This window comes from Franconibacter helveticus LMG 23732, from assembly GCF_000463115.2.
GTDB classification, from domain to species: Bacteria; Pseudomonadota; Gammaproteobacteria; order Enterobacterales; family Enterobacteriaceae; genus Franconibacter; species Franconibacter helveticus.
Window position 1 is genome coordinate 37,988 of record NZ_AWFX01000039.1, and the last position, 20,743, is coordinate 58,730.

The 20,743-nt window shown below is 53.4% G+C and carries 37 protein-coding genes and 1 tRNA gene; 2 read left to right on the top strand and 36 right to left on the bottom strand.

Annotated elements, in window-relative coordinates:
* Positions 1-2: 2 nt before the first annotated feature.
* On the bottom strand, positions 3-359 hold the full coding sequence (locus DW56_RS10190; RefSeq protein WP_024551903.1) for a hypothetical protein: 357 nt from the start codon (positions 357-359) through the stop codon (positions 3-5).
* Positions 360-523: 164 nt separating this feature from the next.
* Between DW56_RS10190 and DW56_RS21655 the strand changes: the two genes are divergently transcribed.
* Complete coding sequence (locus tag DW56_RS21655) at positions 524-889, top strand: hypothetical protein (protein WP_071789726.1); 366 nt, start codon at positions 524-526, stop codon at positions 887-889.
* A 14-nt stretch (positions 890-903) separates the two neighbouring features.
* Here the strand turns inward: DW56_RS21655 and DW56_RS10195 are convergent, their stop codons facing one another.
* From DW56_RS10195 to DW56_RS10295, 23 genes are all read right to left on the bottom strand, one after another.
* Positions 904-1,557 (bottom strand): DUF6246 family protein, encoded by a 654-nt coding sequence (locus tag DW56_RS10195; RefSeq protein ID WP_029589776.1) that lies wholly within the window; start codon positions 1,555-1,557, stop codon positions 904-906.
* A gap of 30 nt (positions 1,558-1,587) precedes the next feature.
* Complete coding sequence (locus DW56_RS10200; RefSeq protein ID WP_029589777.1) at positions 1,588-2,322, bottom strand: immunoglobulin domain-containing protein; 735 nt, start codon at positions 2,320-2,322, stop codon at positions 1,588-1,590.
* Positions 2,323-2,337: 15 nt separating this feature from the next.
* Positions 2,338-2,724, bottom strand: a complete 387-nt coding sequence (locus DW56_RS10205) for a phage tail termination protein (RefSeq protein ID WP_029589778.1) — start codon at positions 2,722-2,724, stop codon at positions 2,338-2,340.
* Positions 2,721-3,116 (bottom strand): hypothetical protein, encoded by a 396-nt coding sequence (locus DW56_RS10210; RefSeq protein WP_029589779.1) that lies wholly within the window; start codon positions 3,114-3,116, stop codon positions 2,721-2,723. Before DW56_RS10210 ends, DW56_RS10205 begins: the two co-directional genes overlap by 4 nt.
* Before the next feature lie 7 nt (positions 3,117-3,123).
* The gene (locus DW56_RS10215; RefSeq protein ID WP_029589780.1) at positions 3,124-3,489 is read right to left on the bottom strand and encodes a hypothetical protein; all 366 of its coding nucleotides are present in this window, start codon (positions 3,487-3,489) and stop codon (positions 3,124-3,126) included.
* Positions 3,486-3,659 (bottom strand): DUF551 domain-containing protein, encoded by a 174-nt coding sequence (locus tag DW56_RS22385; RefSeq protein WP_152976861.1) that lies wholly within the window; start codon positions 3,657-3,659, stop codon positions 3,486-3,488. Before DW56_RS22385 ends, DW56_RS10215 begins: the two co-directional genes overlap by 4 nt.
* Positions 3,659-4,063: a DUF7370 family protein gene (locus DW56_RS10220; protein WP_029589781.1), complete on the bottom strand. Its 405-nt coding sequence runs from the start codon at positions 4,061-4,063 to the stop codon at positions 3,659-3,661. Before DW56_RS10220 ends, DW56_RS22385 begins: the two co-directional genes overlap by 1 nt.
* Before the next feature lie 65 nt (positions 4,064-4,128).
* Positions 4,129-4,422, bottom strand: coding sequence for a hypothetical protein (locus DW56_RS10225; RefSeq protein WP_029589782.1), 294 nt, complete (start codon positions 4,420-4,422; stop codon positions 4,129-4,131).
* A 9-nt stretch (positions 4,423-4,431) separates the two neighbouring features.
* Positions 4,432-5,508 (bottom strand): major capsid protein, encoded by a 1,077-nt coding sequence (locus DW56_RS10230; RefSeq protein ID WP_029589783.1) that lies wholly within the window; start codon positions 5,506-5,508, stop codon positions 4,432-4,434.
* Between the two features lie 17 nt (positions 5,509-5,525).
* Positions 5,526-5,984 (bottom strand): gp53 minor capsid family protein, encoded by a 459-nt coding sequence (locus DW56_RS10235; RefSeq protein WP_029589784.1) that lies wholly within the window; start codon positions 5,982-5,984, stop codon positions 5,526-5,528.
* Between the two features lie 41 nt (positions 5,985-6,025).
* Entirely contained in the window at positions 6,026-7,297 is a 1,272-nt protein-coding gene (locus tag DW56_RS10240; RefSeq protein ID WP_029589785.1) for a hypothetical protein, read from the bottom strand.
* A 3-nt stretch (positions 7,298-7,300) separates the two neighbouring features.
* Positions 7,301-8,239: a phage minor head protein gene (locus tag DW56_RS10245; RefSeq protein WP_035889865.1), complete on the bottom strand. Its 939-nt coding sequence runs from the start codon at positions 8,237-8,239 to the stop codon at positions 7,301-7,303.
* The gene (locus tag DW56_RS10250; protein ID WP_029589787.1) at positions 8,184-9,545 is read right to left on the bottom strand and encodes an anti-CBASS protein Acb1 family protein; all 1,362 of its coding nucleotides are present in this window, start codon (positions 9,543-9,545) and stop codon (positions 8,184-8,186) included. Before DW56_RS10250 ends, DW56_RS10245 begins: the two co-directional genes overlap by 56 nt.
* A 218-nt stretch (positions 9,546-9,763) precedes the next feature.
* Positions 9,764-11,251, bottom strand: a complete 1,488-nt coding sequence (locus DW56_RS10255) for a phage terminase large subunit family protein (protein ID WP_029589788.1) — start codon at positions 11,249-11,251, stop codon at positions 9,764-9,766.
* Positions 11,238-11,717 (bottom strand): DUF2280 domain-containing protein, encoded by a 480-nt coding sequence (locus DW56_RS10260; RefSeq protein ID WP_029589789.1) that lies wholly within the window; start codon positions 11,715-11,717, stop codon positions 11,238-11,240. Before DW56_RS10260 ends, DW56_RS10255 begins: the two co-directional genes overlap by 14 nt.
* 31 nt (positions 11,718-11,748) lie before the next feature.
* Positions 11,749-12,387 carry a putative metallopeptidase gene (locus tag DW56_RS10265; RefSeq protein WP_029589790.1) on the bottom strand — a complete coding sequence of 213 codons (639 nt, stop codon included), beginning with the start codon at positions 12,385-12,387 and terminating at the stop codon, positions 11,749-11,751.
* Positions 12,388-12,390: 3 nt separating this feature from the next.
* Entirely contained in the window at positions 12,391-12,594 is a 204-nt protein-coding gene (locus DW56_RS10270; RefSeq protein WP_029589791.1) for a hypothetical protein, read from the bottom strand.
* On the bottom strand, positions 12,591-12,845 hold the full coding sequence (locus tag DW56_RS10275) for a hypothetical protein (RefSeq protein ID WP_029589792.1): 255 nt from the start codon (positions 12,843-12,845) through the stop codon (positions 12,591-12,593). The genes DW56_RS10270 and DW56_RS10275 overlap by 4 nt, the downstream gene beginning before the upstream one ends.
* A 442-nt stretch (positions 12,846-13,287) precedes the next feature.
* A complete protein-coding gene (locus tag DW56_RS22715; RefSeq protein WP_162838665.1) occupies positions 13,288-13,434 on the bottom strand; it encodes a hypothetical protein in 147 nt (48 codons plus the stop codon).
* Positions 13,435-14,101: 667 nt separating this feature from the next.
* The gene (locus DW56_RS10280) at positions 14,102-14,425 is read right to left on the bottom strand and encodes a hypothetical protein (protein WP_412778675.1); all 324 of its coding nucleotides are present in this window, start codon (positions 14,423-14,425) and stop codon (positions 14,102-14,104) included.
* A gap of 31 nt (positions 14,426-14,456) precedes the next feature.
* Positions 14,457-14,960 carry a lysozyme gene (locus DW56_RS10285; RefSeq protein ID WP_082456569.1) on the bottom strand — a complete coding sequence of 168 codons (504 nt, stop codon included), beginning with the start codon at positions 14,958-14,960 and terminating at the stop codon, positions 14,457-14,459.
* 2 nt (positions 14,961-14,962) lie between these two features.
* The gene (locus DW56_RS10290) at positions 14,963-15,205 is read right to left on the bottom strand and encodes a phage holin (protein ID WP_029589795.1); all 243 of its coding nucleotides are present in this window, start codon (positions 15,203-15,205) and stop codon (positions 14,963-14,965) included.
* A gap of 307 nt (positions 15,206-15,512) precedes the next feature.
* Positions 15,513-15,704 carry a hypothetical protein gene (locus DW56_RS10295; RefSeq protein ID WP_024551882.1) on the bottom strand — a complete coding sequence of 64 codons (192 nt, stop codon included), beginning with the start codon at positions 15,702-15,704 and terminating at the stop codon, positions 15,513-15,515.
* Between the two features lie 141 nt (positions 15,705-15,845).
* On the opposite strand from DW56_RS10295, the gene DW56_RS23160 reads away from it, so the two are divergent.
* Positions 15,846-16,097: an ECs1072 family phage-associated protein gene (locus DW56_RS23160; protein ID WP_029589796.1), complete on the top strand. Its 252-nt coding sequence runs from the start codon at positions 15,846-15,848 to the stop codon at positions 16,095-16,097.
* On the opposite strand, the gene DW56_RS21660 is transcribed toward DW56_RS23160, so the two are convergent.
* From DW56_RS21660 to DW56_RS22880, 12 genes are all read right to left on the bottom strand, one after another.
* Positions 15,988-16,260: a hypothetical protein gene (locus DW56_RS21660; RefSeq protein ID WP_071812494.1), complete on the bottom strand. Its 273-nt coding sequence runs from the start codon at positions 16,258-16,260 to the stop codon at positions 15,988-15,990. The two genes, DW56_RS23160 and DW56_RS21660, sit on opposite strands and share 110 nt — an antisense overlap.
* A 35-nt stretch (positions 16,261-16,295) precedes the next feature.
* Positions 16,296-16,451 (bottom strand): DUF3927 family protein, encoded by a 156-nt coding sequence (locus DW56_RS22395; protein WP_029589797.1) that lies wholly within the window; start codon positions 16,449-16,451, stop codon positions 16,296-16,298.
* The gene (locus DW56_RS10305; protein ID WP_029589798.1) at positions 16,448-16,879 is read right to left on the bottom strand and encodes a tellurite resistance TerB family protein; all 432 of its coding nucleotides are present in this window, start codon (positions 16,877-16,879) and stop codon (positions 16,448-16,450) included. The genes DW56_RS22395 and DW56_RS10305 overlap by 4 nt, the downstream gene beginning before the upstream one ends.
* Positions 16,880-17,130: 251 nt before the next feature.
* A tRNA-Ser gene (locus DW56_RS22400) sits at positions 17,131-17,216 on the bottom strand.
* A 143-nt stretch (positions 17,217-17,359) separates the two neighbouring features.
* Positions 17,360-18,049: a bacteriophage antitermination protein Q gene (locus DW56_RS10310; protein WP_029589799.1), complete on the bottom strand. Its 690-nt coding sequence runs from the start codon at positions 18,047-18,049 to the stop codon at positions 17,360-17,362.
* Positions 18,046-18,207: a hypothetical protein gene (locus tag DW56_RS22630; protein ID WP_161808552.1), complete on the bottom strand. Its 162-nt coding sequence runs from the start codon at positions 18,205-18,207 to the stop codon at positions 18,046-18,048. The genes DW56_RS10310 and DW56_RS22630 overlap by 4 nt, the downstream gene beginning before the upstream one ends.
* 88 nt (positions 18,208-18,295) lie before the next feature.
* Positions 18,296-18,658, bottom strand: coding sequence for a crossover junction endodeoxyribonuclease RusA (rusA, locus tag DW56_RS10315; RefSeq protein WP_029589800.1), 363 nt, complete (start codon positions 18,656-18,658; stop codon positions 18,296-18,298).
* Positions 18,655-18,948 (bottom strand): DUF1364 domain-containing protein, encoded by a 294-nt coding sequence (locus tag DW56_RS10320; protein ID WP_029589801.1) that lies wholly within the window; start codon positions 18,946-18,948, stop codon positions 18,655-18,657. Before DW56_RS10320 ends, rusA begins: the two co-directional genes overlap by 4 nt.
* Positions 18,941-19,111 (bottom strand): NinE family protein, encoded by a 171-nt coding sequence (locus DW56_RS21665; RefSeq protein ID WP_035889871.1) that lies wholly within the window; start codon positions 19,109-19,111, stop codon positions 18,941-18,943. The genes DW56_RS10320 and DW56_RS21665 overlap by 8 nt, the downstream gene beginning before the upstream one ends.
* On the bottom strand, positions 19,111-19,566 hold the full coding sequence (locus tag DW56_RS10325) for a YbcN family protein (protein ID WP_029589802.1): 456 nt from the start codon (positions 19,564-19,566) through the stop codon (positions 19,111-19,113). Before DW56_RS10325 ends, DW56_RS21665 begins: the two co-directional genes overlap by 1 nt.
* Before the next feature lie 216 nt (positions 19,567-19,782).
* Complete coding sequence (locus DW56_RS10330; RefSeq protein ID WP_029589803.1) at positions 19,783-20,364, bottom strand: hypothetical protein; 582 nt, start codon at positions 20,362-20,364, stop codon at positions 19,783-19,785.
* A gap of 183 nt (positions 20,365-20,547) precedes the next feature.
* Positions 20,548-20,743 (bottom strand): hypothetical protein (locus DW56_RS22880; RefSeq protein WP_412778674.1); only part of this gene is annotated, 196 nt, incomplete at its 5' end.

Below are 20,743 nucleotides of genomic sequence, written 5' to 3' on the forward strand. Positions count from 1 at the left end.
TGTTAGTTCGCGTTCTCACAACCAGGCTGGCTGCGATCAATAATGGATGTACCTTCGATGCGGTAGCCAATCTGCCCAACAATGAATGCATGGTTGAGCTGTGTAACAACAACGTCAGACAAAGCTACGGAACAACGGTTTTTTTCAATGGCGCGATCCATTGCGGTTTTGACGTTGGGGATACCCAGCGGGAAGATAAATACTGGTGCGGTGTCTTCACCAATAACGCGAGCGCCTTTTACAAACTGCGCTGAGTTCAGGTTATAATTTTTGGTACTACCAACAGTCATATCAGCAACACGGACAGTACAACCAGACAACAAAAGCGCTCCAAGCGCGATAGCCACTACCTTTTTCATTTTATGTTTCCATTGATTGCAATCGGAAACATCCTAACATTTATTTCCCTTATTGCTTTACCCCTTATTATTGGTAGGTCAATCGTAAGCAGGTATTAAGGGAACGTCATAAAACCATGCGTTAATATGTTTATTGCAAATCAACCATCGATTCGGATACCCAAATGAATAAACTAGCAGCAGTGCTTTTAACAGTCGCAGTGAGTGGCATTTCATCTGGTGCCATGGCGCAATGTATAGGCAGCAGTGCGCTTTCCACCTGCTATGACAACAACGGTAACACATATACTGTCAATCGCATGGGTGGAATGACAACCGTTAACGGAAGTAATGCCAGCACGGGTTCAACGTGGTCTCAAACCTCTCAGACATTTGGCAACCAGACCTATACCAATGGCCGGGCTGCAAATGGTCAGTCATGGAATCAAACGCAGACGAATCTTGGCGGCGGGAGCAGAATGGTTACCGGCACCAACTCTAAAGGACAAAGCTATTCTCATTACTGCAACCAGTTCGGCTGTACTCCCTGATCAATCATCCTGGGTCAGTGAAGTCCATTCCGCTGCGCATCACGCGCCAGCATCTTCTCGGCCCAGTCCATAACCTCGTCGTACTTCTTCTGGGTCGGGATTTTTGCCTTCTCTTTCGGTGGATATTTGGCATTCATCGCCGCGCGGAAGCTTGTCATAGTCATGTTCCAGGCATCGGCTTCACTCATGCCAATGTGCGCCACCGCCGTATAAACAAATGACCGTGCATCAAACCTGCTGGAGTATTCGCCCTTTTTTTCCGCGAACTCTTCCGGTGGCTGATCGCCCATCACACCATGACGTATCAGATGGCGCGCCAGCTCCAGCACGTCAGAAACGGGTATCGCACCCGGGCGATAAGAGAGCTTCCCTTTCGACGTCACGGCAAAAGAACCGATCACGTCCTTCAACTTTTCGCCTGCACAGGCCTGAACCACCGCAGCGGCAGCTACCGCCATCTCAGCAAAGCAATGCGCCAGAACGCCCTTCATAACGGCTTTGTCGCTGATGCGGTGCTGCGGATAATGCCCTGCATGAACAGTGACAAATATCTCAACGATTTCTTCTGGGCTTCCGAGCCGGGACATTGCAAGAAAAGACGGGTTAAGGAAAATCTCACGCCCACCAGCGCGGATCACCGCCTGGCCGATATCGGTAATCGCCTGCATAAATCCTCAAAGGGGCCGTAGCCCCTGCTGTTAATCGGCGCTTACGGTAACTGTCGCCGGGTTGGACGTTACGCTGCCTGCCGTAGGGGACGAAACGATGCAGGCGTAGGAGCCTTCATCGGCTTCCGCCACGTTAGCCTTGGTGTAGGTTGCTGACGTAGCACCAGTGATATCAGAGCCGTCTTTCTGCCACTGGTAGGTAAGCGGTGAATTGTCGGTCGCAGCAGCGGCCACTGTCAGCGTAAGCGTCTGCCCCTCAGTCAGAGCCTTATCGACAGGCTGAGAGGTCACAGTGATCACCTCGCCAACATCACGCACGTCCACCAGCCCGGCGCTGGATGCTTCCAGAGACCAGGTTGCAACATCATCATGCGGCGATTCATCTTCCCAGCTGGTCACCAGAAACGGGCCTTCGGTGATGTCGTTCGGGGAGATGATTTTAAACCACACATAAGGCTGGCTGCTGGTGGCCGCCGGCGGGTTGTAAACATGACGCTTAAGCGCGTTCTGCGCATAGGCATCTTCCTTGCGCGTCACGCCGTCACCGGAGAACGACACGTTTTTATACGTGACAAGGTTTTCCTGGGTGTAGGCTGCGCTCTGGTCAGCAGTAGCGTCAGCAGTATCCCACTCGACCCCGGTGGTTTTGCCGCGCATCATGCCAAGGCGGCGATACTGGTTCGCCGCTGGCTGAACCTCGGGACAGCCGATCGCGTAATAAACGACGACGTCGCGCCCTGTGAATGCACCTGATTCACATGCCATATATTTTGCTCCGTATTAGCGGGAAATGATGGTTTGAAAGTTAATTTCGAAGAGAAAACGCCCCTCTTCTGTTCGGATGGCGGGGATGCCGCCGACTGGCTGCATCGAGGTGATGCATTCGATTTTATGGTCGTCGATAAGCGCCTGGCGGATAGCATCGGCTCGGTTTTCAACCTCATCAACGCTGGCGTCGTTCTGACCGGATAGCAGAATGAAGCGATAATAATCACGCGTTAACGCTTCTTCTGTGGCGCCGCCGCCGTTCTGCTGGATCACGAGATAGCGATCGCTTTGCGTATCCTCCAGTTCATTCCAGACGCGTTTTTGCACGCGGTAGCCAGCATCAAGACCATGCTTCTGGAGCCAGGCGCGCAACGCGTCGTAAACCTCGCCACGGGTCATAGCTTGTAACCTCTTTTAATGGTCTCCCTGATATCGTTAAGGCCGTCGCGCTCGAAGCCTTTACGCAGGAAGTCTGGTTCACCGTCAGGGTCCCAGTAATTACCGCTACCATCTGGCCGCGGCGTGCCTTTAAGAGTGCCTTCAGATGCATTAACGAAAGCGGCATAACTTGCTGTGTATCCGACACGCCCTGTCATGCCACCAGCTACAGGTTTCAGTTGACGATACATGCTGTTAACCAGCGTCGAGGTGTGAACTGGCGTAATCTGCGCCGCATAAGCGGAGCCCACAATCATCACTTCGGTCAGCACCTTTTCGGTACGATTCCCGGCGATATCCCCCAGCATCTTTTTTGCGTTCATCTGCACGCGCTTTATGCCTTTAACGGGCATATTCACCTCACGTCATAATCTGATAATCAGGGTCTTCGCCAAAAAAGCTCATGTCATCGCTGCGAACAGCAACAATCTTGTCAGCGTCGGCCTTGAGCGGATCGGCCTGCACCCTGGTGTCGCCATGCGAGATATAGTCTTCACGCTGCGGCAAGCGAACCAGCTCGCCATTCAGTTTCGACTCGGTGTAGATCGTCTGCTGACAAACGAACTCTTTGCCGTTGTCGTCCGTTACGGTTTTAGCTTCAGATTCCCATGTGCAGGCGATGAGATAGGGCTCGCCGTACTGATGACGGTTATTCCAGTCTTCATAGCCGACAAGTGGGTAAACAGTGCACAGGTTGGTATACACCCATTCTGACGTAGCGCTCATTCGCCCTCCCAGCGGATAACTTCAGGCTTTGTAGCGGCTACCTGCGGGCATAACAGATGCCATTCGCCGTTACTTTTGACGTATCCGGTTACCTTCCTGCCGCTGTCGGTCAGCACCCAGACTTTCGTGAACGGCTCAGGCAGTCTTTGCTTAACGGATATCCAGGTCATTAACGGTCACCGTTGCACATGCAGCCGCCCTTCGCTATCCAGATGCCCGCAAAAGCGGGAGCTGCCGTCGGGTCAGCGGGGATAAGCGCTGTCGCGCAGCCGTGTTTATCGAGCCCACGCAACAGGCTTAGTGCGCCTTTCCAGCGATCGGAGAATGACTGGAATCTGAAAGAGCGTGACGCGCCGTTTGGCGCCGTCTGGCTGGAGATGTATTTGTCACCTTGCCCCAGCCCCATCAGTGCCAGGAGGTAGACCTGAATCAGCAGCGCTGTTGATGCCGAATAATGAGCATCAAGGCAATCCTGAATGCTGTTAGCCTGGTCAACGAGAGCCTGAAGCACGAAATCAGGAATGGTAATCCCCTGACCGGTCAGGTACTCCTTCGCCTGTTCGAGAGTTACCATCATCGACTCCATAAGTGAGATACCCCGCCGGAGCGGGGCATAAAAAACCGCCTTAGCGGCGGCTGTTATTCAGCGGGGAAGAGGTTTTCGAGCTCGCCTTCCGGCAGCAGCTCCGTGAGCCTGTCTGCTCCCAGATTGCCTTTGAACTCAATGTTCAACTCTTTCAACCGCTCAGCGATGATCTCTTTACGGGATTTCTCGCCAGTGCCACCTTCCGGTGTTGCCGGGGTAAGCGTGCCGCCCGCCTCACCGCGCATCAGGCGGACATTGGATTTAAGAGCCGGATGCAGTGTTTCCATCTCAACCACCTGACCCAGCGAAACGCCATTCCACGGGCGCACTACTTCGTACTTAGCCATGCTCACCCCTTAGGCCAGATTGGCGCCGTAAACAACACCGGACAGCCCCTGCTCATCTGCGGTGATTTGCAGACCTTCAGCAGACATGATCTGGAAGTTGTAGTTAACGTTCGGCAGCGGACGCGGCAGCGGCACAACGCCGACAGCCATGCCAACCAGCGGAGAGATAACGTCCTGACGGCGAACGTAGGCGATAAATTCGTTGCCTGACAGCGCGAAGGTTGGGCGAATTTCGCGGACCGGGGCGAAAGGCAGAACAGCGTTCAGTATATTGCCACTCACAACACCATTCACAACATACGGCTGTGCCAGGTTGGCCCAGATTTCAGGTGATACCCACATCACATCATAGGTCGCAACTTTGTTTTCGCGGGCCAGAGTCCCGAAAGCACCTTTACCGAAGAAAGTGAACAGCGCAGTCATGTCTGCGGTGGTCAAATCGATGTTTGCACCGCCTGCACCAGATCCGAGGTTAATTTTCTTGGTATTGCGGTGATTTTTAATACCCTGCGCCGGGTATGACTGAACCTGAATGTTGGCGTCACCGTTCAGATAGTAGTTAACGCGTTTCTGGTTGAATTTGCGCATCTTCGCCATCTGCGAGTCCAGCACCAGATCAATTCCAACAGAGTTCAGGCCGGCAGCATGACGCCAGTTAACACCGTAACCGGCAGTGAATACCGGAATCGGGTCGCCATCGCTGGCGTACTCAGTGTGGTCGAAGGAGAACGGCGCCTGACCATCGATGCTTACTGAAACGTCGTCAGCAATATCGCCAACCACGCTGTACAGCTTGGCGGTTTTGCCAACCGGCAGCACCGTCTGAACGCCGATCAGGTCGTTCACGATTTCCATGCCGACTTCCTGGTCTCGCAGTTGCAGCACCTGCCGGTCGATTTCAGCCCAGAAATCGCGGGTGAAACCACCCACAGCGTTACAGGCCAGCATATCCGGAGTCATGATTGCGCGGTTAGCCGCAATGATGGAATCATTCTGCAGATTCCACATGTTGCGGTTCGCCCACAGTTCATTCCAGTGCCCGCCAAGGCGACTGTTAGTCGCCAGTGTTTCTCGTGAAAAATACATGTGCGTCTGTCCTTTAGTTATGCGCCAGCATCTGCGGCGGCTGCGGTGCCGACGCGCATACGCACGCGAATGAAATCAGTGGAGCTGGCGGCAATAGTCGCCTCATCCTGGCTGTAGCCGATCACCGAGTCGGTGTCATCGGTCGCAAGGGTGAACTGACCATTCGCGCCGAGCTTAATCGGGCTGTCTTTCTTGTACGCGCCGGGCACGCAAAGCAGCGCCAGTTCGCGGCCCTCTTCGACGTAATTGCCAACCGCGGAATCACCTGCCGGAACGGCATCACGGATGCCAAGACCCTGGTGATAAGCGGAGTCGATGATGTACAGGCGGCCGGTAATCGCAGTGGCCTGTGCAAACTCGCCATCAGCATTGATGACAGCTGCGGTACCGGGCAGCAATGCTGCGGCGGTGGTGCGGGTTTCAGTCTTATAGAGCGACTGCCCGTCGATATTTACGCGACGATAGCGGGAAGCCATGCCGGTCTCCTCTTAAATAGATGACTGTTCAGCCTGATTACTTAGGCCGGGAAGTAGGTGCTTGCGTCCGGCGCGCCGCTTTGGCTCGGCTGCGTGGCAGAATTGGCGCCCAGCGGAGCGGCATTACCAAGCTTGCTGTACATGTCTTTCAGGGCATCGCCAGAAAGCGCGTTTGCCACCAGCTCGCCATGCACTGCTTTCACTGCTTCGCGCATTGTCTGCTCTTCAGCACGAGAATTAGCGGTAATGGTGTCAGTGAGTTGCTGCTGGTTGGCCTGTAAAGCAGTAATTTGCTGCTGAAGAGGCTCGATAGCCTTACTGGTGTTGGTGGCCACAGCCTCACCGATCATGGTGCCGATCTGTTCCATTTCTTCTTTGGTTAAAGGCATGTCGCCCTCCGTTTGATGGTTAGGTGCAGGCTGATCCTGCGGAGTAAAAAGGGATTTAACTTTGTTGGCTACGATGGTGACCCACGACTCCTGGCGTGCAACCGACGTTCCGGTTTCGTCAAAGGTGATTTTTCCGCCTTCTGAGGTGTACCCAAACACCTGAGCATTGCCACCGTTGCGGATGATGACTACCTGCGAGTCGGTGAAGTCCGCCACCCAGGCGTATTCGTTCTCGCCGGGCGCAAATCGCGCTTTAGCAGCACGGTCAAGGCGCTGCTCGCGTTCGCGGTATGATTCCCCCACCAGCGCGCCAGAATTGGCTTTTAAGGGCGTAGCGAGGTCCGCGTTAACCATCAGGCCTACGCCCTGCTCCGGGGTAGCCGCCCCCACTTCATGCAGGAGAATCGCGTCGTGGTCCATGCCGTGAATCTTCGCCACCCACTCAGCGCCGAGCGATTTCTGCTCTTCGTTGGCTTCAAGCTGGTCAAGGAACACGGCGACACTGGTATGAATGGGCGGCACGTCATCCCCGCGTTCAATGGCCTCTACTCGTTCCAGCAGCTCACGCCCGCCTTCTGATTCACTGGCCTTGTTCACATCAACCCATTTTTCCAGGTAGATGCGATTGCCTGCCTTTTTAACGTTACGGTTCCACGCGCCGACAAAGCCCACGTTCAGCCCTTCGGGCGAGAACGCAGAGACAAACTGGCCGTTAACCTGAGGATGCCCCAGCGGCGCCAGCGTCCCTTCAAGGCCTTTATAATGCGCGTCGATTTCACTGGCCGGATAAAGCCCACCGTTCATTACGACATTGGCCGGAAGCGTATAACTCGGCAGAACCAAGTGATCGCGTCCGTTATGAACTTCGCGGCGAATGGCCTGACTGTTCACCTTAGTGGTGACGTTGACTTGTACTTGTGGCATGAATTAACCCTCAGCCCAGCCGTAGCCCCGGGCCTTCATTGTGTTGAATGTTTTCTTTGCCTTTTCGACGATGTTTTCGTTGAGCGGCTGCCCATCCTCATCCACCAGCACGGAAATCTGGCTGCATTTGCAGTTGATGGCGTTGGCGCCGATGGAATACCACTCCCTCACCTCTTCAGAGGTGTACAGGTGCGCATGGCGCGCTGCGTGGCTCCGTCGCGTCGTGGGGCTAAGCGCCGAGATGTGCATCAGTTTCATGCGGATGCCGTACTGCTCTGTTGCCTCATCGGTCTCATCCCAGCGCGCTCGGCGTAAAGCGGTAGTAATTTCGGTGCGGGCAATGCGGTTCGCCCGGCGTTGCTCAATACCGATCTGCTCATTAAGGCGCTCAGCAATATCAAGCGGGTTCTGCCCGCGCCCGAGGCCATCCGTCAGGATGCGCGCCATGTCTGTCTTAACCTGAGCACTGAGTCCCTTCATCTCCTCAAACGTGCGAGCGCGTTGCAGAGACAGGCGACGGCGGTAAGGCTCGCTCAGCAGCACCTGCTCCAGACTCTCCTGCCCGGCGGCATAGACCGGCGACTGCTGCGACAGGCTGGCAAACTCCTGCGCCGTACCGCGCTGGTACGCTGGCTTGACGTAATCAGACCAGAGCCAGAAATCGATATCGCTGTTCCCGTAGAGAATCTCGTCAACGAATGCCGATGCGTTATTCAGAAGCATCGAAAGCATGGTTGTGTCGAGGTCGAAGGTGTAACGCTGGTTTACTGCGAGTGATGCGGGGATACGGTCGAGAATGCTTTGATATACTTTTGCGACCTTCTTCATTCGCCTGGAGAACTCGTTAATCGCGCCGCGTTCAAGTCTGTCAACGCCGGTCGGGTCGCTAAGGTTTCCCGGCAGGATCGGAGGTCGGGTCTTCTTCGCCTTCCGTTTCTTCATCGTCATCCTCTCCCAGTGACTGCGACTCACCTTCGTAACCAGCCGCGACGCGAATCTCTTTGCCAGAGAACGGCTGCTCGCCAGTGGCAATGGATGCACTGTTGATATCGGCCATCAGCTTGGCAGATGCCAGCTTTTCGGCGTCGGTGCTGGCGTTCAGGTCATCCCAGATAACCGTCTTTTGCGATACCGGGTCGAGAATGCCAAGACCAACCAGCTTGTCGCAGAGGTCTTCGATATCAAACGACAGATCGCCGCGGCGAGACTGGCAGCGCTTATTCATATAACGCTGGTCTTCGGTGCTGGCACGCTCACCTGTCTGCATGCCGACAAGCACTTTCGTGGGGATGTCCAGCGCAGCTGCTGCTGTCTGAAGGTTTACGTCATAGGTTGGCCCGGGGTCAGCGACTGAAGTCACCAGGGGGGTGACGCTTGCGCCCTGCGTTGTCAACAGAACGTCATTACCCTTGTTAACTTCAGCAGCAGCCTCATTGAACTTGCCCTGCAACTCTTCAACAGTTACGCCATACATCGAGGCGATATTGGAAAATTCGATTTCTCTATCGAAATTGATGTTGAGCTGGCGGGCGGCGTTCTTCAGGAATGATTCACCCGAGCCACCCTCTACTTTCTCCAGGCTAACGAAAGCGTTATAGGCAGGCTCAAGAAAGCCGATAGCGTCCGCTGAGTAATCTCCGAGGATGAATACGCGATCGGGATGAACATCCACTCGCCGCGAGCTGCCATTAGGCAGGCTCTCCAGGTACTGCCACATCTTCGGCTGCCCGTAGGTGCGGGAGTTAATGCCTGTATCCCACTCTTTGACCTGTAGCGAACCAGCCCAGGCGACGGTGATTTTCTCCAGCCCCTTTCCTATAGTGGCGGGCAGGTTCCAGTCCTTGTTGTCGCGTATATGCAGCAAGATGCCGGAATAGCGGCCCACAAGCCGACGAAGGTCTGCCTCAGCGAGTGCCCGCCAGAAACGGTTTGTGAAAACCGTCTTTGCCTTTCTCTCCCATGCGGTCTCTTTGCGCGTTTCGTCCTGCTCATCGCCTTCAATGATTTCCGGATTGGTCTGCCAGCACGCGCTGATGATTTTCTTCACTGCGCCATGGGCGATACCGCCGCGCCGGTACAGGGCGTAGAGGTCATCATAGGTAATGTCCTCTTTGAAGCCGTACTCGCACCATGCCGTGCTGCGCTTCGCATCCAGCCCCATTGTGGGCGCCAGCATCGCCATTCTGGCGCGAGCCATTCGCGCATCGTTCAACGCATGGTTGACGGCCAGTGTTAATTTGTCAGTCATGAGTTGTCCGTCAGCGTTTGAAAGGTGGAAGTTTTGGCCCCTTGGCCGGAGTAAATTTTTCGGGCCTGCATTGGCCGCAGAACATAGCAGGAGGCTTTATGCCCACGCCGCAACGATGACAGGTTCCATCACGCGACCTACCTGTATTTGATGCAAAAAGTATGAAACCCACAAACAGAGCGACACAAAGTAAGAATATAAGCTCCATAATCCCTCATTTATCCCCTGCCTTGCAGGCGTTTAGGAATCATCATGCCCATCGGCTGTACCCCGCCTAATTCAGTAAGCGCATAAACCATTGCGTCGAGGCGGTCAGGCGACTTTTTGGCAGTGGCCGGCACGTACTCCATCAACTGGTTTTCCAGCACGTAGAGATTGCCGTGATGCGCTACGCGCCCCTGCTCGTAGAGCGCGGAAATAGGCTCAGCGCGGGCATACTTACCTTTGCTCGCGTGAACGCGAATAATGCGACCTTTAAACCCGGCGTTACGCAGCGTTTCCTCAGCCATGTCGCCGCCCTGGTTCGTTTCGATGACGATCGCATCGGCACCGTGCTCTTCGTAGGCCCACATGGCCTTCTTAGCCCAGCCCGCTGGGGAGTATTTCGCGCTGTAGTCACCGTCAACCGAATACCGCTTCTTGTCGCCAGCTCCATAAGCACTCGCGGCCACGATGCCTGATTCGTCGCTCTCTTCGCTGTTCGTTGCCTGAGGGTCAATTGCAATGACCGTTCGCACCTTATCGGCATGGATTTCCATGTCGCGCGCGGCGCTTATCATTGCCTCAGTCCACAGCGCGCCCTCTGCGTTGAACTTGCGCGGCTTCTGCATGTACTGCGCTTCAGCGGTACGCCTGTGCGAGAAAAGAGAAACGCGATGGCTTTCGTTATGCTTAAACGGCCAGAGCCAGCCATCAGGCAGGCCATGTTCAATCGGGATAGCGTGAGTGTTTTCCGGATACTGCGCTGAATACGCCTGGCTGTTGTCGATAATCACCGGCAGATTCAGATGATGCCATTTCTCGCCGGAGCCGCCGCGCAGCAGGTATCCGCTCAGGTCGTGATAGTGGATGCGCTGCATGATCACTATCATTGGCGTCGTTTCAATTGCCAGACGAGACTTGATGGTTTCGTTAAAACGGTTGTTTACGCCGTCGCGCACCACCTCGGAATAAGCATCATCAGGTTTAACCGGGTCGTCGATAAGCAGCGCGCCCTGCCAGCCTGGCTCCATATGACCGGCACGAAAGCCAGTAACCTGCCCGGCTGCCGAACTGGCATAAACCCCGCCGCCGTATTCGTTCCACCACATAGCCTTACTGTCGGCATCATCCCGCAGCGCCATCGGCCACATCGACTGATACGCCTGTGACTTGATCATGCCGCGCGCGGTGGATGAGTTGAGTAATGCGAGCTGGTGGGAGTACGACAGGTGCATGAAGCGGGCGCGCTGGTTCAGCGCCAGCCCTCGCCCCATCATGTTGATGGTCGCCAGTTCTGTTTTCGTATAGCCAGGAGGAACGTTAATTATGAGGCGGGTTATCTCGCCGTCTATCACCCGGTCCAGCGTCTGCTGAATCACGCGGTGGTGCGGCGCGACGATCATCTTGCCGCCGGTACGCTGCTTGAAGAAGTAGCGCGCGTAATACAAACCATCCTCTTCGCATTCAACCTTGCGGGCGAATGCCTTTTGCTCAGCAGTCGTCATCCTCCATCATCTCCTGCCTTGCGGATTTGTATTCCTCTTTGCTCATGGTGATCGTCTGGATGGCGCCACCGTTCGGCCCGGAATGTTCAAGCTTGTGCTTATTGGTGTAGGCGTCGCCCATCTCCTTGGCAGCCTGCTCGATGAGTTGAGAGGTCATGCCAAAGTTCTTCATCTTTTCAGCGCTGGCAGCCATGCGGTTAAGAACGCGCAGGCGGTACGCCTTACTGGCGATGGGAATGTCGCCGACTTCGTTCTGAAATCGCTCGCGGGCGGCGTTGAACATGTCCACCCACTTCTGCGCTAGTGTCTTGCCGCTAACCTTTGTCGGGTCGTGGGATTCGACTTGCTGGCGGCTTATCGTAATGCCGAAAGCTTCCTGGACAGACTCAACTACCTGTGACGGCGTGTCATAGCATGCGAGAGCCTGAACGATGAAGGCTTTCACCTCAGGTTTTAGTGCAGCCATAAATCACCACTCGTCATATTCAGTCCAATAGTCAAGCCAGTTTCAGCATGCATGTTCCGCACGCCCTGGCGATATCAAGATGCGCAACCTCCGCTGGCCTGTTTGCTGCATCAACCAATTCCTGTACGTCTTTGCTGGCGCCGTAACGACGCACAACCCCGACGAACTCTTCCACATCGTGACCGCGTAATGTCAGCACTGGCTGCCCGGTCTCTTTGTTGAACTTCGGCGCACCAAAATCATCAGTTGCCTGGGCGATGTGATAAAGCTCGTGTTCCACCAGCGCGCAGAACTCGATGTCATTGCATTGAGAGCAATAATCAGCGGCCAGCGTGATGATGAACTTCGGTATGCGGCCGAACCATTCATGCATCTGCTGTTCCATGCGGGCTTTCTGCCATCCCCCAGCTCTCAGCATTACCTGCTCAGCCTGCCCCAGAACGTAACGGCCTTTCTTCGCGAAAGAGTCGGAGGCCCACATGAAGCAAAGGTCAGCATCAGTAAGGTGTGCGTGGTCAGGGTTATGGATTCTTCCGGCATCGCTGAGGATTTGACGGCTTACCCATTCATGCACTTCATTGGCGGGGATTAGCCTGGTGTATGGCTGCCAGTTATCGGAGTTGATGAAGTTAACCGGCGGGAAGGGCCTGCGCTCGTCATCGTTAGCCATGGGTTACTCCGTTTTTTGCTCTACCTTATCCTTGAACTTCAGGTAGTCGAAGGTCATATCGATGAGAAGAATGTAAAGGGCTTCCTCTTCTGAAATTTGCGGGCTTAATTCATCGACCCTGCGTTTTAACTCAGAAATGACCGCCTGGGATTTTTCAACATGTTCTTTCATGTCGAGATTCAGGGTGATAGGGCCTATCTTAGTCATTTCGTACCCTCCTGCTCTTCTTCCGTAACTCCGGCTTCATCTGCCTGAAGCTCGTCGGTGCCTTTGGTGTCTGCCTCTTCAACCGGCTCATAGTCGATTTCATCAACCGTGTCAGGCTGAAGGTATTTCCACCCGCCGTTAGCTCTGGCGAGGGCAAACATGCCGTTGACCAGTTGAGGCTCTTTGACGGTCATGATGCCTTCGTAGACAGTGCCGTCTTTCTTTTTGACCGTTACAGCGTACTGGGGCATGAATTAATCCTCTGGTTTGCATTATCCCAGGCACTCAGTAAATGCCTGCTGGAATGCCTTAATCGCTGCTGCAACTGCCGCCACTGTCCGACGAACTGCCAGAGTCGTAACTGCTGCTGCATGAATCAGAGCTTCCGTAGTCATTACCGACGTAAACCGGACTGACTGGGTTGAGCGGGTTCATCAGATCACTACCTGCGGCTGAATTGCTTACCATGCGCCGACGGTGTTCTTCATCGCGGCGGCGGCGACTTTCCGCTCGGCGACGTACCTCTTCATCAGATAAATGGCTCATAACTTTTTCTCTATGTAGTGCCGGTTTCGCGGCGCTTCACAGCGTGGCTAACCGTGTTGTTGTGCAGCGGAGAGAACATCATCAGGCGCTCTGCTGTGAAAGCGCCTTGTGATGGTCACAAAAAAACCGCCCGGAGGCGGCTTCTGTTCATTCTGGCTCTTTATCACCAGATTCTGGTGCTGAGCCAGGATCATCTTTTTTGGTTGTTTCTGACTGCTCCGGCTTATCGTCACCTACATTGTCCGGGATGGGGCTAAAGTCAGGATGGTCACCATTAACTGGACGGTCAGTCATATGAACCTCTCTTTTCACTTAAAGGATCTTAAGTCTAGTCAAGTCAGGAGCCTTGCCCAAAATATGTCGGTGTAATCAGCATCGGTACGTTTGAAAACGCAACTGGCGGCGCTAGCTATAAGCTAAGCCAATTCATAAGAAGCCGTAAACAAACAAAAGCACGGAATGCCAACTCGAAAGATGCATTTGATTTGTAATTTATCAGAGAGCTGTTATTTTTGCCCTGCTATTAAAGCAAGAAGCACATAATAAAGATTGACTCATAATTGCCTCCGCACCAGGAGGCTTTTTTTTGCCTGCTTATTATCAGTAATTTTGAATTCATTATTCTCAGTTAGTGCGTAAGGCCCTTACTGTTAGTCAACGAATTATCTAATAATTCTTATCTGAGAAGTAGCTGAAGCCGTTGATAATGCTTATACATAAAACAAATTTATCCCTCTGGAAACACGTCAGAAGATAGCTAATAGTTATAACGTTAGACTATGTGTGGCCTTTGGCCCCCTTCTGGTGTTTCAACAGAGGTTTCACCAGAAGGGCTATTTTCCACAATCACTTAACCGCGTTATACCAGGCCTGCCAGCGATACTTATCAAGCCGCAGCTGACGCAGGCATTCCGCTATCTCTACATCCGACTGCAGGTCTTCATCGCTGTTCCTGCCAGCGTCACTTGCCTTGCACGGCTCCTGCATCAAATCCGCTGATGGAATTGGCAGCGTCGATAGCTCGTTGGCGCAGCCGGACAGACTCATCATCAAAATCACAGCGGGTACGATTCGGGTTCTGAACATATTTCACCACGTCGCGGGTTATGGTTCGGTAGATGACTTTGCCTTCACTGGTGGCCTGCGCCGCTTTTTGCTCGCCCGACTGGACTGCTTTAGCCGCCTTGTCTTTCTTTTTATCCGCCAGCGCATTGATATGGTCAGCATGTGCATACCAGCCGTTGCGGTAGCGTATTTCACCGTAGCCAACTGCCAGCAGAACCATTGAGAGCAGAACAAGCAAGAGCGTTCGAATGCTAAAGGTCATCTTTACTCTCCGCCAGACACATCGAGCGCTCCATTTCGCGACGGTTCTGCAAGCCTTTCCACTTCATGCCACCGGCGAAAACCCAGCGCCGCATTTCTTCGCATGCGCCTTCCTTGTCGCCGCGGTTCAGCTTGCGAAGGAGAGTAGATTTGGAGAAAGCATCGGCACCAACGTTGAACACGAAGCTGTAGAGCGCTGCGCGCTGGTATTCGCCGAGCGGTACTTTTACCAACTGGTCAACGGTCTTTTTAGCGGGTTGGAGGTCTTTCCAAAGGAGTTGGTCGCATTCGCGATCGGTGTACTTCTTGCCGATCACGATGTCACGGCCCGTATGCCCGTCGCAAACTGTCCAGACGCCAGCCACATCCTTATAGGCTTCGTACTTGCGCCCTTCCACGCCGTCTTTACCGCCGAGAAATACCGTTGCGATAGCGATAGAGCCAGCACCCGCCACGGCAATAAGCTTGTTACGTAATGAAGCAGATATTGCCATGGTTAATCCTCTTTAATCTGGTGAGGACCGGCGGGCCAGCGCTCATAAGCCTGTATCTGCGCCAGTGTGGTTTTGCGCTTGTAATACCAGTTGATGCCGAAGGTCATAATCGCGACCACGATGCCAACGATAACGCCGACGGCGCTCCACTCGTCAGGGCTGAGCCGGGTAAGCAGGCTATTGGCTACCGTCCCGGCAGATGCGCCGTAAGCCGCGCCCGTAGCCAGTTTGCTCATATTAAACATGTCTCGTACCTCCGCAGGGTTGGGAGGCTGTGCGTAGTGGGGAATGGCCGCGAGGCATGCGGTTCAAGGGTGTTTGGTTGCTGATTGCCTGCGGCCAAAGAAAAGCCCGGACGAGCCGGGCGGAATCGGGAATAAAAAAAAGGCCAGTCCGGACGGAACTGGCCGAGAATCAGGATTCACTCAACAAATGCTAATCGTCGGTGTGATGCCGGGCATCTGCCCGGGAGAGACTGTCATCACATTTAAAATATAGATGGCCGGTTAAGCGAAAGGGTGACTCCGCTCACAGAGCGAATAAATCTTTTATTCATGCTGGTGGCTGTAACGGTCCATCAAGAACCGAAGCCTCTTCTTTGAGTGCTATCCAGCCGCTGGTTCCGGCAAAGTGCCAGACGCCGTTAACTAATTCACCTGTCCCATGGTGCCGCGTTTCTTCTTGCGAATAATACGCCGCCAGCTTTTCGCCAGCGTAAAGCACCCAGTAAAAGCCCTCTTCCATCCCTGCCCCCTGTGATTGTTAAACTAAACAGCCAGACGGTGGAATTATAGAGCGGAGGGAAATCGGCACGCGGAAAGCGAACTCCATCAGCACAGACAAAAATATGCCACTATTTTCAATCCACTTGAGGGAAAAGCTGCTTTGCACCACCTCATCTTTATGAAAACAAAATGGCTGCCTTCAGAGATCAGGGATTTGAAACTGGAGGATGCTCTATTTGTTATTCAGGATGAACTGAGGGTAGAGAACATCAGCGACGAAGCTCGGGACGCTTTGAGCACGTTCAATCTGCCTTCTGTTGCTTTTCTGTTTGAGGATTTTCCAGAAGAGGACTGGAACTATAGGGAAAACTCAACATTCCTTCGAAGCCTGGCCCTGAAAGCAACTCAATAGTTTTACTGACTTCTTCCAGCCGTTCCTCAAGAGCGGCTTTTTCTTTCATCAAACGGTTGAAATGCGATACATGTAACCGCTGCTGATTAAGCCAGTCTTCAAGCTGCTCAGTTGTCAATCCAGGGTTGAAAAAATGGGGAACACTATCTTTAATACTTTCCATACTGCCTCCGGAGATGAAAATGCCGTCGAGCGGCCCTACTTCTCGTTTTGAATAATCGGCCAGAGCAGAGCAATCACCCCGGCCACCAGCACGCCATCCGCCAGGACAGACATCACTTTGCTGGTGAAGTCGATAGCGATAACCAGAAAGAGCAGCACCCCGGCGGCGGCGAAGCGGAGTTTTTTCATCAGAGGTGGTTTTCCAGACGCAGGCCCAGCGCGTTAGCAATCTCTTCCAGCACCTTGCGCTCTTCTGGCTCAACTTCACCGTCAGCTTCAGCAATGGCAACCGCCACATCGAGCACGTCTTCTGCTTCGCGGGTATCGTGCTTAACGTCTTCAATCTCGCGCAGCGCAGCACGGCGACCAATCTTGAAATTGGTATCGAGCTGGCCGACGATGGTCGCGCTGATGGAGTTGATTTCAGAGGTGAACGCCGCCAGCGCAGGCTGGTTACGGAGTACCTGCTCAATCTTCGCCTTCTCTGACGCTTCACATTCACCATCGGCATATGCCACCAGGTACGCGGCGTTCACCACTGCCTGCGCCAGATCGCGCTTTTCGAACTTTTTGATGTCGCTTACTGCTTTACGGGTTTTCTTTTTGAACATGCCAAGCATAGTGACTTTCCTTTTAGGGGGTGAGCCAGCGCTCAGGATGGTCAGCCCACAGAGACGGTCACACCGACCATCACTCTGGCTCACCTCTGAAAGGCTCTGTGGTTGAATGCGCCGAGCGTGGCGCGGATGGCTTCGGTCGCCAGCGCGTAACAAGCAGGCCGGCCAGTTAAGGGGGCCAGCGACCAAAGAGGCGGACTCTGCGCAAGCGCCCGCGGCCTGGGTTATGAGCCATCCACGGTGAGTCCTTTATCTGGCGGAAGATGGAGGGGTCGAACCCCTGCCGTTGCCAGCACCGCCGGGTTCAAGCCGGCTTGCCCACCACCGGGCGGCATCTTCCAGAAACAAAAAAGCCCGCACATTGGCGGGCTAATCGGTTATCTCTTTCGAGTTGCTTTGCTAAAGGAATCTAATCTGGCGTTAGCCTGATGCCGCCCTATACATTTTTGGCAGCATATCAAAGTAGACTCAAATATGGCTTATTTAATTGACTTTTGCAATACATTGCTGTGAAAAAGTCCCCTTTTGTTGTGATCGTGTTCTCACCGTACAGAGAAGAGAATCACTATCCAGCCGCTTGAAAATGGTGCACATGGCACGCCAGTAGTCCGCGTAGTTGTGGCTCCAGTTATCCGGCTTAACACCACACATAGCGGCAAGGTCCTGTTGCTGATATACATCGCGCCCGGCCAATTCCGCTTTGACGTCCTGCGCCGCCAGCCAGATTAGAGCCTTTAGCCTGTCCGTCGTCTTGCTAGCCATCTTTCTGGCGCCAAGGTAATGCCTGAATTCTCCCCATGCCCAGCTGGTAATGGCAACCTGATGAGAGAATGTCGTGTCTTCGCTATAGCTCCAGAGAATCCACGCCTTTTGATGCTCATCCAGCGCCAGCACTGCGCGGCGCCATGATGCTGTGCAAAACTCCACAGGCTGAACCAGCGCTATTGATGAGCCCTTTGCGTGCGACTGCCTGCCTGGAATGGGAGGGTTATCGAGCGTAAGCCACTTGCCGCTTACCTCGTCTTTGATGCGAGGCTTTTTGCGCTTGAAGGTTTTCGTGTCGAACTGTGCATTCTCCAGCCATGCCATGAGTTGCCCCTTAGTGCATCCGCTCAGGTCAGCGGTGGCAGTGATTAACTGTTGGCGTACATACTCAAGATACTGAACCGTCATAACGTCTCTCCTGCCCTCTGCTTTCTCTTTGCCTTGCGGCGCTCACTGTTGCCGATGAGTTTCTGTGCCGTGTCGTCTCCGGGGCCGCGCCTGTTGAGAGTGACCCCGGCACGCAGTACGCTTTCCATCTCGTAGCGATTGCATTCTTCGCGTTTCATTTGCGCTTACCTCGCAGGTGAAGCCACTGGCTGAAAACAAACGCCACCGGAAGCAGCAAAAAGCCAATAGTGATGTAGTCGTGGTAGTTCATGCTGCCTCCAGTTCAGTTACGGTTAATTCGAGCTTACCGCCCTTACACTGCGGCATCTTCAGTACGCGGTAGTCGACCACCTGCACGTCGTCTTGCCAGAAACCAGCCTTTGTAAGCGCGTCAAACGCGGCTTTTTGCAGGTTGTCGAGGTCGCGGCGCCTGCGATCCGGCATGTGGCACTCAATGCGCACTCGCAGCGGTGATTCGGTCATGATGTCTAGAAGACTGGTCTTGATGATTTCTGCCACCTTCGCGCGATACGCCTGCCCTTCTGCGCTGATGTGTGTACGCCCGCGGTTGTGCCGATAGTAGCGGTTATTGCTTGGCGGCCAGGGTAAGGTGATCTGATAGGTATTCATGCTTTAACAAGCCCCTCATGAATCCAGATAATGACAGTCCTCATGACGCCTTCTGCATGCATCAGCTTTAGCTCGTCGTGCGTGTATGGCGTTTTAAGACGACCATCTACAACATCGTGGCAACAGTTGCAGCCGATGGCCCCGAGGATATCTGGCGGCTTCAATCCTGTTCCGCATGTACCAGGTAATCGCAGGTGGGCCAGCACAGACGTCTCAGGGTTTCCGTTACACACCCCGGGAATGCGGATCTGGCACTCTCTGCCACGAGCCGCTTTGCGTAAATCAGCCATGGCTCCTCCTTGCTGCGAGGCGCAGCCATTTCTCATCCACCAGTCGGGCCGTGTAGCCTTTCAGCGTGGGGATGTCGGATGGTTTAACTTCCTGCTTGCGCTGGCGGCGCATCGGGACTTTAAAAATGTGATTGGCAATGACGCGAGCAAGAGGGTTCTTCATCACGCCTCCTGCTTTTCGCGTAGCTGCTGGAACTCGCAGCCGTTCGGGATGGTCAGCGCGAGGCCAAACTGTGCGCACCAACCTTCCACCTGGCACAGGAAGTGATGCATCTCGCCAGTGTCGAGGCTGGAGGTATGGCGCGGCTCCCACGTCGTGGTTTTCTCGCCGGTAACAAAATCGGTGTATGTGACCTGTTCGCTGCCGAGGTAGGTCTTTTTGAGGTTGCGCTTAACCCACTCAGGGGTAGCATCAGTGCGGCCGGACTTAATCAGATATTCACTGATTTCACCGAACCACATATGCGCCAGCGCGTTCTGGCTAAGGCTGCGCTTTTCTTTCCAGGGTTTAACAACGAGGCGGTAGCATTCGCCGGACTCAAGCAGCGGCATCAGCTGCTGACCGATGGCGGCAAAGTTTGTTTTGTGAAGGCGGACGCCTTCGCTTGGGAATGTCATGCGCCACCTCCGCAGAGGTCGGACGCAGAAAACAAGAATTCGCTGGCGCCCGGGGACGTCAGTGAAGAGAGGGATTTCGCGTTTTCATGTGCCATAAATGATTTCTCACCTATGACACGCAAGTTCTGTTCGGGCTGTTCGGGCCGGGCGGGGTTGTTCAGGCCCCTGGCAGTTGTTCAGGCTGCAACTGCATTATGGCCTGTTGATAATAGAAAATCAAAGTTCTTCATCAACTTTGTACCTCTCTCTCTTGCTTGTAATTTGGGAAATTTTTTCCTGCATGGTTGGGATAACCCATGTTTTTAAGTCGCTTTCTGGAAAAAGGTTTTCTTTTCGAATCTCACAAGCAAGTTTTGCTGCTTTCAAACCTAATTGGGCGAACTGTAATTGCCTCTCATCAAAATATTCCCGATTATCAGGCAGGGAACTCATCTCGCTCATAAAACTTATATTATCTACAGCTCTACGTTGCAAAGGAGGTAAACTACAAATTCCGTACATTGTTTCTGATTTCAGCGCCCTCCAGTTGCCTTTGATGACTGAATAATCAATGACATCTGGTAAAAGGACTACTGGCGTTAATTCCCCATGAGGATCCGTAGGCTCGCCATCATCATTCACAACTTCTGCACATTTCCTAGAATAGCTTTCAAGTAAAAAGACAATCTCAACACATATGAACCTCCTTTCCGGAGATGATTGCTTGTTCTCCTTAAACCAAACAATAGCGTGATTTGTAAAATGCCCAATAACCCCACCAGCAACACCACCAATTAAACTTCCCAACCAAGCATCCATAAAAGCACCTTTTTTATTGGAGTCATCAACTCATGACATGCCGATAATCGGAAACCTTTGCTAGCGTTAAGCTAACCTAACAAAAATAATGAAGACGTCTGCAAATTAATCAGATAATTTGATGTATAAATTTTCACCTCTCCCAAGCGTAACGCCTTGGTTTTATCACGAGCGTCTTGTTACTCATGGTGCCTCTTCCAACCTTTTTACTCTGATATTTTGTATGCGCAACTTGGCTGCAAGGTGAGCTTTAGCCTCGGCTCTGGTTGTCGGCTTAGACTTATCAGTTTGATATAAAACTGATACTTGAATCGCCACGGATAATCTAGACACTTCCGAGCCGTTGATAATACTGGTTTTCATATTCTGTCGGTGACAT